10 protein-coding genes are annotated in these 15862 nt (G+C 73.0%); 7 read left to right on the top strand and 3 right to left on the bottom strand.

Annotated elements, in window-relative coordinates; all coding sequences use genetic code 11:
- Positions 1–9 precede the first annotated feature (9 nt).
- Genes AB0I38_RS04945 through narI form a run of 4 tightly spaced genes read left to right on the top strand, consistent with a single transcriptional unit; the run spans position 10 to position 6651 of the window.
- Positions 10–3657 (top strand): nitrate reductase subunit alpha, encoded by a 3648-nt coding sequence (locus tag AB0I38_RS04945; RefSeq protein ID WP_358462009.1) that lies wholly within the window; start codon positions 10–12, stop codon positions 3655–3657.
- Positions 3657–5309 carry a nitrate reductase subunit beta gene (gene narH / locus AB0I38_RS04940; protein WP_358462006.1) on the top strand — a complete coding sequence of 551 codons (1653 nt, stop codon included), beginning with the start codon at positions 3657–3659 and terminating at the stop codon, positions 5307–5309. Before AB0I38_RS04945 ends, narH begins: the two co-directional genes overlap by 1 nt.
- Positions 5306–5914, top strand: coding sequence for a nitrate reductase molybdenum cofactor assembly chaperone (gene narJ, locus AB0I38_RS04935; protein ID WP_358462003.1), 609 nt, complete (start codon positions 5306–5308; stop codon positions 5912–5914). Before narH ends, narJ begins: the two co-directional genes overlap by 4 nt.
- Positions 5911–6651: a respiratory nitrate reductase subunit gamma gene (gene narI, locus AB0I38_RS04930; protein WP_358462001.1), complete on the top strand. Its 741-nt coding sequence runs from the start codon at positions 5911–5913 to the stop codon at positions 6649–6651. Before narJ ends, narI begins: the two co-directional genes overlap by 4 nt.
- A gap of 13 nt (positions 6652–6664) precedes the next feature.
- Here the strand turns inward: narI and AB0I38_RS04925 are convergent, their stop codons facing one another.
- Positions 6665–8284, bottom strand: a complete 1620-nt coding sequence (locus AB0I38_RS04925; protein ID WP_358462284.1) for a SulP family inorganic anion transporter — start codon at positions 8282–8284, stop codon at positions 6665–6667.
- A gap of 68 nt (positions 8285–8352) precedes the next feature.
- Positions 8353–8694 carry an ArsR/SmtB family transcription factor gene (locus tag AB0I38_RS04920; protein WP_358461998.1) on the bottom strand — a complete coding sequence of 114 codons (342 nt, stop codon included), beginning with the start codon at positions 8692–8694 and terminating at the stop codon, positions 8353–8355.
- A gap of 173 nt (positions 8695–8867) precedes the next feature.
- On the opposite strand from AB0I38_RS04920, the gene AB0I38_RS04915 reads away from it, so the two are divergent.
- The 3 genes from AB0I38_RS04915 to AB0I38_RS04905 all read left to right on the top strand — a co-directional run bounded on the left by AB0I38_RS04915 (position 8868) and on the right by AB0I38_RS04905 (position 12876).
- On the top strand, positions 8868–9734 hold the full coding sequence (locus AB0I38_RS04915; protein ID WP_358461995.1) for a universal stress protein: 867 nt from the start codon (positions 8868–8870) through the stop codon (positions 9732–9734).
- Positions 9731–10201 (top strand): CBS domain-containing protein, encoded by a 471-nt coding sequence (locus AB0I38_RS04910; RefSeq protein WP_358461992.1) that lies wholly within the window; start codon positions 9731–9733, stop codon positions 10199–10201. Before AB0I38_RS04915 ends, AB0I38_RS04910 begins: the two co-directional genes overlap by 4 nt.
- A gap of 236 nt (positions 10202–10437) precedes the next feature.
- Complete coding sequence (locus AB0I38_RS04905) at positions 10438–12876, top strand: cation-translocating P-type ATPase (RefSeq protein ID WP_358461988.1); 2439 nt, start codon at positions 10438–10440, stop codon at positions 12874–12876.
- Between the two features lie 36 nt (positions 12877–12912).
- On the opposite strand, the gene AB0I38_RS04900 is transcribed toward AB0I38_RS04905, so the two are convergent.
- Positions 12913–15843, bottom strand: a complete 2931-nt coding sequence (locus AB0I38_RS04900; protein WP_358461985.1) for a pyridoxamine 5'-phosphate oxidase family protein — start codon at positions 15841–15843, stop codon at positions 12913–12915.
- Between the last annotated feature and the right edge of the window lie 19 nt (positions 15844–15862).

Here is a 15862-nt window from a genome sequence, read left to right as displayed (position 1 = left end):
AGGATCTACATGTCGGGCATGGACGGACCGGTCAGCGACGCACTGCTCCAACTGGGCAGGCACCTGCGTCCCGGCCAGGTCTCGGACGACCTGCGCACCCTGCACCAGATCGGCGGCCGGCAGGGCGACGCCTTCTACCGCGACCGGTGGAGCCACGACAAGGTGGTGCGCTCCACCCACGGCGTCAACTGCACCGGCTCCTGCTCCTGGAAGGTGTACGTCAAGGACGGCGTGATCACCTGGGAGGCGCAGCAGACCGACTATCCCAGCGTGGGCGGTGACCGGCCGGAGTACGAGCCGCGCGGCTGCCCGCGAGGAGCCGCCTTCTCCTGGTACACCTACTCGCCCACCCGGGTGCGTTTCCCCTACGCGCGCGGCGTGCTGGTGGAGATGTACCGGGAGGCCAAGGCCAGGCTGGGCGACCCGGTCGCGGCCTGGGCCGAGATCACCGCCGACCCGGTCAGGCGGCGGCGCTACCAGTCGGCCCGCGGCAAGGGCGGGCTGGTCCGGATCACCTGGGACGAGGCGACCGAGATCATCGCGGCGGCGCACGTGCACACCATCAAGGAGTACGGGCCCGACCGGGTGGCGGGCTTCTCGCCGATCCCGGCCATGTCGATGGCCTCGCACGCCGCCGGCTCCCGCTTCGTCTCGCTGATCGGCGGGGCAATGCTGTCGTTCTACGACTGGTACGCCGACCTGCCGGTCGCCTCCCCGCAGGTGTTCGGCGACCAGACCGACGTCCCGGAGTCGGCCGACTGGTGGGACGCGGCCTACCTCATGCTGTGGGGCTCGAACGTGCCGGTCACCCGCACCCCCGACGCGCACTTCATGGCCGAGGCCCGCTACCGGGGCCAGAAGGTCGTGGTGCTCTCGCCCGACTACAGCGACGCGGCCAAGTTCGCCGACGAGTGGCTGGCCCCGCACCCGGGCACCGACGGCGCGCTGGCCATGGCGATGGGCCAGGTGATCCTCAAGGAGTTCTTCGCCGATCGCCCGACGCCCTACTTCACCGGCTACGTCAAGCGTCACACCGACCTGCCGTTCCTGGTGCGGCTGCGCGAGCACGAGGGCGGTTCGTACCTGCCGGACAAGTTCCTCACCGCGGCCGATCTGGGACAGGAGGGCAAGGAGGAGGCGTTCAAGACGGTCGTGCTGGACTCCCGGACCGGCGAGGCGGCGGTGCCCAACGGCTCGCTCGGCTTCCGTTTCGCCGAGCAGGGGCAGGGCCGCTGGAATCTCGTCCTGGGCGACCTCGACCCGGCCCTGACCGTCTACGGCGGCGAGGCCGTCACGGTCGCGCTGCCCCGCTTCGACACCGGCGACGGCGGCGGCGTGCTGGAGCGCGGGGTCCCGGTCCGGCGGATCGGCGGCCACCTGGTCACCACCGTGTACGACCTGATGCTCGCCCAGTACGGCGTGGCCCGCGAGGGCCTGCCCGGCAGGTGGCCGGCCGGCTACGACGACGCGGACGAGCCGTACACCCCGGCCTGGCAGGAGCGCGTCACCTCGGTCCCGGCGGCCCAGGCGATCCGCATCGCGCGCGAGTGGGCCCGCAACGCCGAGGAGTCCAAGGGCCGCTCCATGATCATCATGGGGGCGGGGACCAACCACTGGTTCCACTCCGACACGATCTACCGCTCCTTCCTGGCGCTGACCACGCTGACCGGCTGCCAGGGCGTCAACGGCGGCGGCTGGGCCCACTACGTCGGCCAGGAGAAGTGCCGTCCGGTCACCGGCTGGGCGCAGCTGGCCGGCGGCCTCGACTGGTCGCGCCCGCCCCGGCAGATGATCGGCACCGCCTACTGGTACCTGCACACCGACCAGTGGCGCTACGACACCTACTCCGCCGACGTCGTCTCCTCTCCGCTCGGCGGCGGGGAGTTCGCCGGCAAGGCCACCGCGGACCTGCTGTCGCAGTCGGCGCGGTTGGGCTGGATGCCGTCCTACCCGACCTTCGACCGCAACCCGCTCGACCTGGCCGACGAGGCCGCCGCGGCGGGCCGGGACATCGGGCCGTACGTCGCCGAGCAGGTCGCCTCCGGCGGCCTCGGCTGGGCCTGCGAGGATCCCGACGCGCCCGCGAACTGGCCGCGCGTGCTGACCGTGTGGCGGGCCAACCTGCTGGGCTCGTCGGCCAAGGGCAACGAGTACTTCCTGCGCCACCTGCTGGGCACCGACTCGTCGGTGCGGGCCGAGGAGGCGGGACCGGAGCAGCGGCCCGAGAGCCTCGCCTGGCCGGAGGAGGCGCCGAGGGGCAAGCTCGACCTGCTGCTGTCGCTGGACTTCCGGATGACCTCCACCACGCTGTTCTCCGACATCGTGCTGCCCGCCGCCACCTGGTACGAGAAGCACGACCTGTCCTCCACCGACATGCACCCGTTCGTGCACGCCTTCTCCCCGGCGATCGACCCGCCCTGGCAGACCCGCACCGACTTCGCCGCGTTCCACGCCATCGCCGCGTCCTTCAGCGCGCTGGCCGAGCGGCACCTCGGCACCCGTACGGACGTCGTGGCCGTGCCGCTGCTGCACGACACGCCCGACGAGCTGGCCACCCCGCACGGGCGGGTGCGCGACTGGCGCACCACGGGCACGCGGCCGACCCCCGGCGTCGACTTCCCCAAGCTCGTCACCGTCGAACGCGACTACGGCGCCGTCGCGGCGAAGATGGCCTCGCTCGGGCCGCTGACCGAACGGCTCGGCGCCACCACCAAGGGCCTCACCTTCGACATGGCCGCCGAGGTCGAACGGCTGCGCCGGACCAACGGCGTCACGGCGGACGGGCGGCCGTCGCTGGCCACCGACATCGCGATGTGCGAGGCCATCCTGGCCCTGTCGGGCACCACGAACGGCCACCTGGCCGCCCAGGGCTTCGCCACGCTGGGCCGCCGTACCGGGACGTCCTTCGACGGGCTGGCCGACGAGCACCGGCGCATCACGTTCGCCGACACCCAGGCCCGGCCGGTGCCGGTGATCACCTCGCCCGAGTGGTCGGGCAGCGAGACGGACGGGCGGCGCTACTCGGCGTTCACCATCAACGTCGAGCACCGCAAACCCTGGCACACCCTCACCGGCCGCCAGCACTTCTACCTCGACCATGACTGGATGCAGGAGGCGGGTGAGGCGCTGCCTGTCTACCGGCCACCGCTGAACATGACCGCGATGTTCGGCGAGCCGAGCGTGGGCGAGTCGGGGGCGGACGGGATCACGGTGCGCTACCTCACCCCGCACTCCAAGTGGTCCATCCACTCCGAGTACCAGGACAACCTGCTCATGCTGACGCTGTCACGCGGCGGGCCGACCATCTGGATGAGCCCGGCGGACGCGGCCAAGGCGGGCATCGACGACAACGACTGGATCGAGGCGGTCAACCGCAACGGGGTCGTCGTCGCCCGCGCGGTCGTCTCGCACCGCATGCCCGAAGGCACCGTGTACATGTACCACGCGCAGGAACGCGTGGTGGACGTGCCCAAGACCGAGGCGTCCGGGCGGCGCGGCGGCATCCACAACTCGCTCACCCGCCTGCTGGTCAAACCCACCCACCTGATCGGCGGCTACGCCCAGCTGTCGTTCGCCTTCAACTACCTCGGGCCCACCGGAAACCAGCGTGACGAGGTCACCGTGATCCGGCGCCGCTCCCAGGAGGTCGACTACTGATGAGAGTCATGGGCCAGCTTGCCATGGTGATGAACCTGGACAAGTGCATCGGCTGCCACACCTGCTCGGTCACCTGCAAGCAGGCCTGGACCAACCGCGCCGGCACCGAGTACGTCTGGTTCAACAACGTCGAGACCCGTCCCGGGCAGGGCTACCCCCGCACCTACCAGGATCAGAAGAAGTGGAAGGGCGGCTGGGAGCTGAACGGGCGCGGCCGGCTGCGGCTGCGCGCCGGAGGCCGGCTGCACAAGCTGCTCACCATCTTCGCCAACCCGCTCATGCCGTCCATCGGCGACTACTACGAGCCGTGGACCTACGACTACGACCGGCTCTTCTCCGCCCCCGCCACCGAGGACACGCCGGTCGCCCGGCCCCGGTCGCTCATCAGCGGCCTGCCCACGAAGATCACCTGGAGCGCCAACTGGGACGACAACCTGGCCGGCTCCCCGCAACTGGCCTCCGCCGACCCGGTGCTGAGCAAGCTGTCGGACCAGGTGAAGCTGGAGTTCGAGCAGGCGTTCATGTTCTACCTGCCGCGCATCTGCGAGCACTGTCTCAACCCGTCGTGCGTGGCCTCCTGCCCGTCCGGCGCGATGTACAAGCGCTCCGAGGACGGCATCGTGCTGGTCGACCAGGACCGCTGCCGCGGCTGGCGGATGTGCGTGACCGGCTGCCCGTACAAGAAGGTGTACTTCAACCACAAGACCGGCAAGGCCGAGAAGTGCACCTTCTGCTATCCGCGGGTCGAGGTCGGCATCCCGACCGTCTGCTCCGAGACGTGCGTGGGCCGGCTGCGCTACATCGGCCTGATCCTGTACGACGCCGACCGCGTCATGGACGCGGCCTCCGTGCCCGACGAGAAGGACCTGTACGAGGCGCAGAAGAGCGTCCTGCTGGACCCGAACGACCCCGAGGTGATCGCGGGCGCGCGCGCCTCCGGCATCCCCGAGGACTGGCTGGACGCGGCCCGCCGGTCGCCCATCCACAAACTGATCTTCGAGTACGGCGTCGCGCTCCCGCTGCATCCCGAATACCGCACGATGCCGATGGTCTGGTACATCCCGCCCCTGTCGCCGATGGTCGACGCACTGGCCGGCACCGGCCACGACGGCGAGGACGCGGGCAACCTGTTCGGCGCGATCGACTCCCTGCGCATCCCGGTCGAGTACCTGGCCGAGCTGTTCACGGCCGGCGATCCCGAGCCGGTGCGGGCCTCGCTGCGCCGCCTGGCCGCCATGCGCTCCTACATGCGCCGCCTCAACCTCGGTCAGAGCCCCGACGAGAGCATCGCCGCGTCGGCCGGCCTGACCGGCGAACAGGTCGAGGGCATGCACCGGCTGCTCGCCCTGGCCCCCTACGCCGAGCGTTACGTGATCCCCAAGGCGCACGCCGAGCAGGCCGGGGAACTGGAGGAGTCGTTCACCGGGTGCAGCCTCGACTACGAGGGCGGTCCCGGCATGGGCGGCCCGTTCGGCGAGGCGAGCGGCATGCCCGCGCCGGTGGCGGTGGAGAACTTCCACGCGCTCAAGGACCGCCAGGGGAGCGGCGCCCTGGCCGATCCCGCCGATCGTCCCCGCCGCGTCAACCTGCTCAACTGGGACGGCAAGGGGATGCCCGACGGCCTGTTCCCCAAGCGCGAGGAGAACCCATGAGTGACCGCGCGGTGCACCTGACGGCTTCGGTGCTGCTCGGCTATCCCGACGAGCGGCTGGCCGGGGCGGTGCCGCTGCTGGCCGAGGCCGTGGCCGGCCTGCCTCCGGGCGAGCCGGCCCGGCGCCTGACCGCCTTCCTCGACCACCTGGCCGTCACCCCGGTGGCCGAGCTGGCCGAGCACTACGTGGCGACCTTCGACCTCAAGCGCCGCTGCTGCCTGTACCTCAGCTACTACGCCTACGGCGACACCCGCAAGCGCGGGATGGCGTTGCTGCGGTTCAAGCACGCCTTCCGGGAGGCCGGGTTCGAGCTCGCCGACGGCGAGCTGCCCGACCACCTGGCCGCCGTCTGCGAGCTGTCCGGCCGGGGCGCGACCGAGCAGGCGACACGGCTGCTCCGCGAGCACCGGGCGGGCCTGGAGACGCTGCTGGCGGCCCTGCGGGACGAACGCTCGCCCTACCAGGACGTGGTCGCCGCCGTCCTGGCCACCCTGCCGCCGCCGACCGCGCGCGAGCGCGCCGCCGTGGCCCGGCTGGCGGCCGAGGGGCCGCCGGTCGAAGAGGTCGGCCTGGAACCCTTCACGATGCCCGGAGAACCCCGATGAACGCGCTGGACCTGATCCTGTGGGTGGCCGCCCCGTACGTGGCCCTCACCGTGTTCGTGCTCGGCCACGTGTGGCGCTACCGCTACGACAAGTTCGGCTGGACGACGCGCTCCTCCCAGATGTACGAGTCACGGCTGCTGCGCGTCGGCAGCCCGCTGTTCCACTTCGGTCTCCTGGTGGTGATCCTCGGCCACGTCGGCGGCCTGGTGATCCCGAAGTCCTGGACGGAGGCGGTGGGCGTCACCGAGGAGGCCTACCATGTGGTGGCCGTCGTGCTCGGCACCGTCGCGGGCGTGTGCACGCTGGCCGGCCTCGCCATCCTCGTCTACCGCCGCCGCACCGTGGGCCCCGTCTTCACCGCCACCACCCGCAACGACAAGCTCATGTACGCCGTCCTGGTCCTGGTGATCGTGCTGGGCCTGGCCGCGACCGTCGCCGCCAACATCATCGGCGGTGGCTACGACTACCGTTCCACCATCTCGCCCTGGTTCCGGTCGGTCTTCGCCTTCCAGCCGAAGGCCGAGCTCATGGCCGGGGCGCCGCCGCTCTTCCAGGCCCACGCGCTCAGCGCGCTCGTGCTCTTCGCGATCTGGCCCTTCACCCGGCTGGTGCACATGCTGACCGCGCCGCTCGGCTACCTCACGCGCCCGTACATCGTCTACCGCGGCCGCGACGACCGCCCGGGGAGCCACCCGGGCCGGCCATCGCGGGGCTGGGAGCCGAGCAACCGCCCCTGACCCCGCCGCGCGGTCAGGCCGGCGCGGGTGCGGGCGGCAGGACTCCGGTCCGCCGCAGGTGCGCGCGGGCGTGCTCGATGGCCTCCGGAGTGCCGGGGTGCCTGCCGGCCGCCTGATCCAGGGCGCCGACCGAGTCGAACACCGGCACCTGGCCGGGCCGCAGGCCGGAGACCAGCACGAGGATGCCCCGCCGGTGCAGCCGGTCGACGGCGTCCTTGAGCACCAGCGCCCCGGTGGCGTCCACGGTGGTCACGCGGGACATCCGCAGGATGACCACGCGCACGTCGGCGACCTCGGACAGCTCCAGCAGGAACCGGTGGGCGGCGGCGAAGAACAGCGGTCCGTCGATCCGGTAGGCGACGATGTGCTCGGCGAGCAGGGCGTATTCCTCGTCGCCGTGCTCGCCGGGCAGGTCGGGCGTGAAGTCGACCTGGTCCAGCCGGGCCTGACGGGCCACGGCGCGCAGCGCCAGCGCGCCGGCGATGACGAGGCCGAGGATGACCGCGTAGACCAGGTCGAGGACCACCGTGGCCATGGCGGTCAGCACCAGCACGAGAGCGTCTGAGCGGGTGGCCCGGGCGATCGCGCGCAGCGAGCCGACCTCGACCATCCGGATCGCGGTGGCCAGCAGGACCCCCGCCAGCGCGGCCAGCGGGATGTGGGAGACCAGCGGCGCGGCGGTGTAGACGATGGCGGCCAGCACGGCGGCGTGGGTGAGCGAGGCCAGCCGGGAGGAGGCGCCGCTGCGGACGTTGACGGCGGTGCGGGCGATGGCCGCGGTCGCCGGGACGCCGCCGAACAGCGGCGCGGCGATGTTGGCCAGGCCCTGCCCGAACAGCTCGCGGTCGGGGTCGTGCCGCTCGCCCACGGTCATGCCGTCGGCCACCGACGCCGACAGCAGCGACTCCAGCGCGGCCAGTGCCGCCACCGCGATGGCGGGCGTCAGCAGCGAGCCGATCGCGGACAGGTCGAGGAAGGCCAGCGAGGGGGCGGGCAGACCCGCCGGCAGGGCGCCGATCGTGGTCGCGTCCAGGCCGAGCAGCCGCGTCGCGACGGTCGCCGCGACCACGGCGACGATGGAGAACGGGACGGCCGGCCGCAGCCGGGCTCCGCCCAGCATGATCGCGGCCACCCCGGCAGCCAGCGCGATCGCCGTCCAGTCGGGCGCCCCGGCGAAGTCCAGCACGGCCTGCCAGGCCACGGCCACCGCCTTGTCACCCTCGGGTGGAGGCACGCCCAGGGCGGAGGGGACCTGCTGCAGGGCGATCACGCAGGCGATGCCCAGGGTGAAGCCCTCCACCACGGGTGCGGGGACATAACGCATGTATCGCCCGACGCGGGCCACGGCCAGGGCCAGCAGGATGACGCCGGCCATCAGGCCGACCGTCAGCACGCCCCCGGGACCGTACTGGGCGACGATCGGCACCAGCACCACGGTCATGGCGCCGGTGGGACCGGAGACCTGCAGGTTGGAGCCGCCGAACACGGCGGCGACGGCGCCCGCGACGACCGCGGTGGCCAGCCCCGCCTCCGCGCCCAGCCCCGAGGAGACGCCGAAGCCGAGCGCCAGCGGCAGCGCCACGATCGCGACCGTGAACCCGGCCAGCAGGTCGCGGCGCGGGTGGCGGCGCATCGCGGCCAGGTCGCTCCGGGCGGGCAGCAGCGAGCCGGCCGAGCTCCAGGCCCGGTGGAGCCACCGGCTCACGGAGTGCCGACCTCCGACGAGCGCAGCTCCTCGAGCAGGTCGTGCTGGTCGGTGAGCATGGCGGTCAGGATCCGGCGCGCGGCGCGCATCAGGTCGGCCACGTCGCCGCCGGCCAGCTGGTAGACCACGCTGGAACCCTCACGGGCCGACATGACGATGCCCGAGCGCCGCAGCACCGCCAGATGCTGCGACAGGTTGGGCGGCTCGACGTCGATCGCCGCCAGCAGGTCACGCACCGGCACCGGGCCGTCCTGCAGCAGCTCCAGCACCCGGATGCGGACCGGGTGCCCCAGCATCCGGAAGAACTCGGCTTTCGCCTGGTACAGGGGAATCGGCACGCCGCCTCCGCCTTCCGTGAGAGCCCGTCGCGGGCGGCCGGGTCGCTTTCCCGCGAGATGACAGCTCAACTATGTAGGCAATTGCGAATATTCGCAAATCCATAAGGACCAACGGCACCCGGTTCGAGGACTTCGTCCTCCGGATTCCGGCCGCCCATTCCGGAAAGGTGGAGGTGGAAGGGCCGACCGTGGAGGAGATCGTGATGGCCGGACGGATCGTGGTGGGGGTCGACGGCTCCGCGCCCGCGACGGCGGCGGTGGAGTGGGCCGCCCTCGACGCGCGGCACCGGGCGCTGGGGCTGCGGATCGTGCACGTGTGCGAGCCCTGGCACGCCGACGGCGCGACCGAGCACTGCGCCCGGATCCTGGAGACGGCCGCCGCCCACGCCCACGACCTGGCGCCGGACGTCGAGCTGAGCACCGAGGCGCTGCACGGGGGAGCGGCCGGCGCGCTCGTCGCCGAGTCCGCGAGCGCCGACAGCGTGGTGCTCGGCAGCAGAGGACACGGCGGATTCGCCGGAATGATGCTCGGGTCGATCGGCATGGCCGTCGCCGGGCACGCCGCCGGACCCGTCGTGATCGTGCGCGGACCCGCCGTGGTGACGCACGGCCGGGTCGTCGTCGGCTACGACGGGTCCGAGCCGTCCGTGGCGGCCATGGCGTACGCCATCGAGCAGGCCCGGAGCCGCGACGCGCAACTGCACGTCGTCTACGCCTGGCAGCTGCCGATCTACTCGCCGTACGCCGTCGCCTTCAGCGACCTGATGCAGGAGGCCTTCCAGCAGCAGGCCCAGGCGGCCCGCGAACGGCTGATCCCCTGGCGGGAGGACGATCCCGACGTCCTGATCACCGACGAACAGCTCTGTGAGCACCCCGTGTCCGCGCTCATCAAGGCCGCCGCCACCGCCGACCTCGTGGTGGTCGGCTCGCGCGGCCTGGGCGGGTTCGCCTCGGCGGTGCTCGGCTCGGTCAGTCACGGCGTGCTGCACCACGTGAGCTGCCCGGTCGCCGTGGTCCGGCCGCGAAAGGAGGCGTCATGAAGATCGAGACCCTGACCGCCCGGCACGTGATGAGCCGGGCCCTGGTGGCCATCAGGGCGGACGAGTCGCCGCTGATGGCCTGGGAGCTGATGCGCCGGTCCGGTGTCCACCACCTGCCGGTCGTCGAGGGGAGACACGTCGTGGGCGTCCTCACCCGTGAGGACGTGGCCGTCACCTGGTCCGGCGGGCCGCAGGAGCAGTCCGACCGTCAGGTCGGCTCCCTGCTGGGACGAGAGCCCCGGCCGCGCGTCGGGCCCGACACCCCGCTCGCCCGCGTCGCGGCCGTCATGGTCGACAGCGGCTGCGACGCCGTGCCCGTGGTGTCCCGCAGCGGCCTGGTCGGGCTGGTCACGGCCCGCGACGTCCTGTCCGCCGTGGCCGGCCGCATCGACCCCCGCAAGGAGGAGCCGGGCGAGATCGTCACCGGGATGTTCCACCTGGAGCCCGTCCTGCCGGGCCAGGGCTGACACGGCAGAGGAAGAGGCGTCCCACCCACGCCTTCAGCATGAGCCGCGAGTCCACCCGCAGGTCCGCCGCCGAGCAGGCCCGGGAACCTCTGGTGTCGCAGGGGCCCGGCATCCGCGAAACAAGCTGACACCGGTGCGGCCCGCCTCGCGCCCCTCAGATGTCTGGGACGAAGGTCACAGCGGACAGCGCCCTTCGGCACCCGCGCCCCATACGTCGTCAATGATCTGATAATCACATGGACGTGATCACGCATGCCCGGCAGGGGCTCGGCGACGACGAGGCGGCCCGCCTGCTGACCGAGCATGGGCCGAACCGGTTACCGGAGCCCAAGCAGCCGTCGATCCCGCTCAGAGCGGTCCGCCAGCTGGCCGATCCGCTGTCGATCCTCCTGCTGGTCGCCGGGCTGGTCACCCTGGTCGTGCTGGGCGAGGCGCCCGAGGGCGCGGCCATCATGGCGATCCTGGCGGTGAACGTGGTCATCGGCGTCACCCAGGAGGTCAAGGCCGAGCGGGCCGTACGAGCCCTGCGGACGTTGTCGGCGCCGATGGCCAAGGTCCGCCGCGACGGCGTGGTCCGGCGGATCCCGGCCGCGGAGGTCGTGCCCGGCGACGTGATCGAGGTGGCGGCCGGAGACCGGGTGCCCGCCGACGCCCGCGTGCTGGAGGCGGCCTCGCTGGCCGTGAACGAGTCCATGCTGACGGGCGAGTCGAACTCGGCCGCCAAGCGGGCGCGGGGCACGACGCGGGGGCCGCTGGGCGACCGTGACGGGCAGCTGTTCTCCGGCAGCATGGTGGTGCGCGGCTCGGGCGTGGCGGTGGTGGAGAGCACCGGCGCCGTCACCGAGATGGGCCACATCGCCTCCGCCCTGCAGGGCAAGGTCAAGGGGCCGCTGGAGGTGGAGCTCGCCACCGTCTCCAAGCGCATCGGCCTGCTGGCCCTCGTCGCGGGCGTGGTGATGGTGGCGCTCGGGCTGGCCCGGGGCGGCATCGAGCCGCTCGACCTGGCGCTGGCCGGGGTGGCGCTGGCCATCGCGGCGGTGCCCGAGAGCATGGCCGCGGCGGTCACCACCGCCCTGGCGCTCGGCTCGCAGCGGATGGCCCGGCGCGGCGTCATCGTCCGGCGGTTGCCGGCCATCCAGGCGCTCGGCGCGACCACCGTGATCGCCTCGGACAAGACCGGCACCCTGACCACCGGGCGGCTGACCGTCGCCGACCACGTCGCGGCGCCGGGCGCGGACGTCTGGCGGGCCGCCGTCCGCTGCAACGACGCGCACGACGGCGTGGGCGACGCGGTGGACGTGGCGCTGCTGGCCGCCGCCGCCCGCCACGGGACGACGCCCCTCGACGGCGGGGCCAGGCTGGCGACCAGGCCCTTCGACGCCGACGTACGGTCGATGGCGGTCGTCACCGAGGGGCCGGTGCTGACGGTGAAGGGCGCGCCGGAGGTGGTGCTGGCCCGGTGCGCCCCCGGCCCGGAGGTCGACCGGCTGGAGCGGGCCGTGTCCGAGCTGGCCGGCCGGGGGCTGCGCGTGCTGGCGCTGGCCGAGCACGACACCGACGACCTCGACGCGACCGGGCTGCGGCCGGTCGCGCTGCTCGCGCTGAGCGACGAGATCCGCGAGTCGGCGCGGCAGGCCGTCGCCGACTGCCGGCGGGGCGGCATCCGGGTGATCATGGTGACCGGCGACCACGCCGACACCGCCCGGGCCGTGGCCGAGCAGGTCGGCATCGAGCCCGACCCGGTGGTGACCGGGGCCGCGCTGGACGGCGAGGACCGTGAGGAGCGGCTGCGCGAGGCGAACGTGCTGGCCCGCGTCGATCCGGCGACCAAGCTGGACCTGGTCCGCGCGCTGCGCGCGGGCGGCGAGGTCGTCGCGATGACCGGCGACGGCGTCAACGACGCGCCCGCGCTGCGGCACGCCGACGTCGGCATCGCCATGGCCGGCGACGAGGGCACGGACGTGGCCAGGGAGGCCGCCGCCGTGGTCGTCACCAACGGCGAGCTGGGCACGATCGTCACCGGGGTGCGGCAGGGCCGCCGCCTGCACCACAACGTCGAATCCATGATCGGCTACCTGCTGGCCGGCAACCTGGCCGAGATCTTCCTCGTGCTCGTGGGCCTGTTCGCCTGGCCCGACCTGGTCATCCCGCTGCTTCCGGTGCAACTGCTCTGGATCAACCTGGTGCTGGACGGCATCCCGGCCATCGCCCTGGGCGTCGACCGGTCGGCCGGCGACCCGCTGACGGCCAGGCCGCGCCGAGACGGGCTGCTGTCCGGCGCCGTGCTGGCCCGCATCGGGATCCGCTCGCTGATCGTCGGGCTGCTGGTCTTCGCCACGGTGGAGGTCGCCCGGCGGCTCGGCTGGGACGAGGCGCAGGTGCGGACCCAGGCCGTACTCGCTCTCGTCTTCGCCCGGCTGACCCTGGCCTACGTGGCCAGGGCCCGGCGCTGGACCTTCGAGCGCGGCTGGTGGCACGGCCGGGCGGTGCTGCTCGCCGTCGTGGGCGCGGCCGCGCTGCAGGCGCTGGTGACGCTGGTGCCGGCCCTCGGCACGTTCCTCGCGCTCGCACCGGTCCCGCCGCTGGGCTGGGCGATGGCCGCGGGCGCCGCGCTGCTCACGCCGGTGCTCTGCGACGCGGTGCGGGCGCTGCTCCGGCTCAGAGGGGGCCGGTAGCCGACGTCGTCCTCGTCGGGACAGGGGCCGCCCGCGTCAGAGCCCGTGGATGCGGCGGCCGGTGATCCGCTGCGGCACGATGCGGATGTACAGCTCGCGCTCACCGCCCGCCCAGGGGGTCACGCCGGAGCCGATCACCTGGTCGATCTCGTCGGGCGGCACGTGGTGGGCCGCCCCCTGGACGAGCACGCTCCAGCCCTCGCGCCTGGCCTCGTCGATCCGGTCGACCTCGAAGCCGATCTTGATGTCCATGCCCTCCACACCGGTGCGCAGGTCGCGGTCCATCGGGCCGCCGTGGGCCGTGCGGATGACGATCGCGCCCTCGTGCAGCCGGTAGTTGACGGGCAGCACGGTGGGCCCGTGCAGGCCGCTGAAGGCGACCCGGCCGACGCCGCCGGGCGCGAGCAGGCGCAGGCACTCGTCACGGCCGAGGGCCTCCAGCGTGGGATGCGCCGCCGCCGGGCCGCGTCCCGGCGGCCGGTCCAGGCCGCCGCCGAGCAGGCTCTCGACGGTCGTCTCCAGGGCGGCCGCGAGCCGCGCCAGCGCGCCCGTGGCGAGCGTCTCGGGATTCTCCTCCAGGTACTTGACGTAGCCGGCGGCCATGCCGGTGCGCTCGGCGAGCTGCTCGCGGGTCAGCCCGAGGCGTTCGCGGTGGTAGATGATGCGGCGTCCGAGGTCGCCCGTCGCGGCCATGGTGGTTCCCCCCTGATCGCTCGTGAACGTACGGCTGGCGCCGCACCTGAGCATGTTGTCGTTGATCCAGGCGCTCTCGCGGTCGGCGTCGATGAAGAACCGCGCGCCCCGGTAGCGGATCGTCAGCGACATCGTGCCCAGCCGGTCGGGCAGCACCGGGTTGAGCCGCAGCCCGTCGCGGCGTAGCTCCAGCCCCAGGTAGCAGCGCTGCAGCAGGTCGAGCGTGCCCGCCATGGCGCCGAGGTGAATGCCTTCGGCGGTGGTGCCGTGCTGGACGTCCTGGATGTCGCTGATCAGGGCCTCGTGGAAGAACCGCCAGGATCCGGCGCGGTCCGATCGGGCGAGCACCCACGCGTGCACCAGGGCGCTCAGGGTGGAGCCGTGGCTGGTGCGCGCGAGGTAGTAGTGGATCGTGCGGTGGATGAGGCCGGGCTCACACGGATAACCGAGCCGCAGGAGCAGAGCCAGCAGCTCGTCGGTGGTCAGCAGGTAGAAGAGCATCAGCGTGTCGGCCTGCTTGGACGCCCGGTAACGGTTGACGTCGTCGCCGGCGGCCTCCAGCACCCGGTCGAGCCGCCGCACGCCGTGATAGCGCTCCCAGTCGAGCTCCTCCAGGCCGGCGTAGCCGGTGAACTGGCTGATCACGCCGTCGTGGAAGTCGACCCGCATCCGCCGGGTGATGTCGTGCCAGCGATCCGCCTCCTCGGCCGTGCCCTGGAACTCCGGGAACAGCTCCAGCGTGTCGGCGGCGCGCAGCAGCAGCCAGACGGTCATCACGTTGGTGTAGGCGTTGTTGTCCAGGCCGGGGGACTCGGCCCCGGGGTAGGCGTCGTGATACTCGTCGGGGCCCATGACGCCGCGGATCTCGTAGCGGCCCGACTCCGGGTCCGCCTCGGCCAGCGAGGCGAAGAACCTGGCGATGTCGATCAGCAGCTCCGCGCACCACGGCCGCATCGCGCCGGTCGCCAGGTAGTGCTGCCAGACGTTGTAGGCGATGGCCAGGCCGGCGTGCCGCTGCAGGCGGGAGTGGTCGGGCAGCCAGCGCCCGGACTCGGGGTTGAGGTGCAGGGTCTGGGTCTGCTCGGTGCCGTCGCTCGCGCTCTGCCAGGGGAACATCGCGCCGGCGAACCCCGCGGCGCGGGCCGCCGCCCTGGCCTCGGGCAGCCGCCGCCACCGGTAGCGCAGCAGGCCGAGGGAGATGTCGGGAAAGCGGAGGTTCAGCCACGGCATCACGAACAGCTCGTCCCAGAACACGTGCCCCCGGTACGCCTCGCCGTGCAGGCCCCGCGCGGGCACGCCCGCGTCGATGTCGGCCGTGTGCGGGGAGAGCGTCTGCAGCAGGTGGAAGACGTGCAGGTGGACGATCTGCGAGGTCTCCGGCCCGTCGACGTCCAGCCGGGCGCGCTCCCACAGGCGGTCCCAGGCGGCCCGGTGCCGGGCGAGCAGCGTGTCGAAGCCCGGCGCCAGCCGTACGGCCCGCACCGCCGCGGAGCGGGCGTCGCCGATCGCGGGGTCGCGCGAGGTCACCAGGGCGACGACCTTGGACAGCGTCACCGGCTCGCCTTCGAGCAGGTCGAGCCGGTACTCCGCGGTGATCCGGCCAGGTTCGCGGGTCGCCTCGCGGGCGGGGAAGGCGGTGTCGGCGCGGGCCGCGTAGGCGACCGTGATGCCGGAGGAGCGGGTGGTGGCGGTCAGCCAGGCCAGGTCGTCCTCGATGCCGGTGGCGTGGCCGGTCAGATGGTCGCCGCGCAGCTCGCGGTAGCGGGCGACGCCCTGGTTGCCCACCCGGCCGTCGAGAACGGTCCGCACCCGCATCGGGCCCGACCAGTTCTCCGGGACGAACTCGGTCTCCAGCGCGGCCAGGCGCGGGTCGGCCATGGACACCAGGCGGCGCTGCCGTACCCGCGTGACGCGGCCCGCCGCGTCACGCCAGCGCAGCAGCCGCAGCAGCACCCCGTGACGCAGGTCCAGCTCGTGGCGGTAGTCGAGCGGGCCGTCCGTCGCCGGGTCGAACCAGTCGGAGCCGGGCGTGGCGAAGGTCACCGGCAGCCAGTCGGGCAGGTTGACCATGTCCTCGTTGGACACCACGCGCCCGGCGACCGTGGAGTCGAGGCGGTTGAAGCAGCCCGCCGCGTAGGTGCCGGGTGTCCGGCCGGCGCCGTCGGGTGTCGCCCCTCGGGTGGCGAACCGGCCGTTGCCCAGCGTGCACAGCGCCTCCCGGAGCCCTTCGGCGGCAGGGTCGAAGCCCTCGAAGACCAGGGTCCACGGGTTCACCGGCGGCTCACGGTCGTGA

The sequence above is a fragment of the Nonomuraea cavernae genome (genome assembly GCF_040655715.1).
Classification (GTDB): Bacteria; Actinomycetota; Actinomycetes; order Streptosporangiales; family Streptosporangiaceae; genus Nonomuraea; species Nonomuraea cavernae_A.
This window is presented reverse-complemented; position numbering and strand designations above follow the sequence as displayed.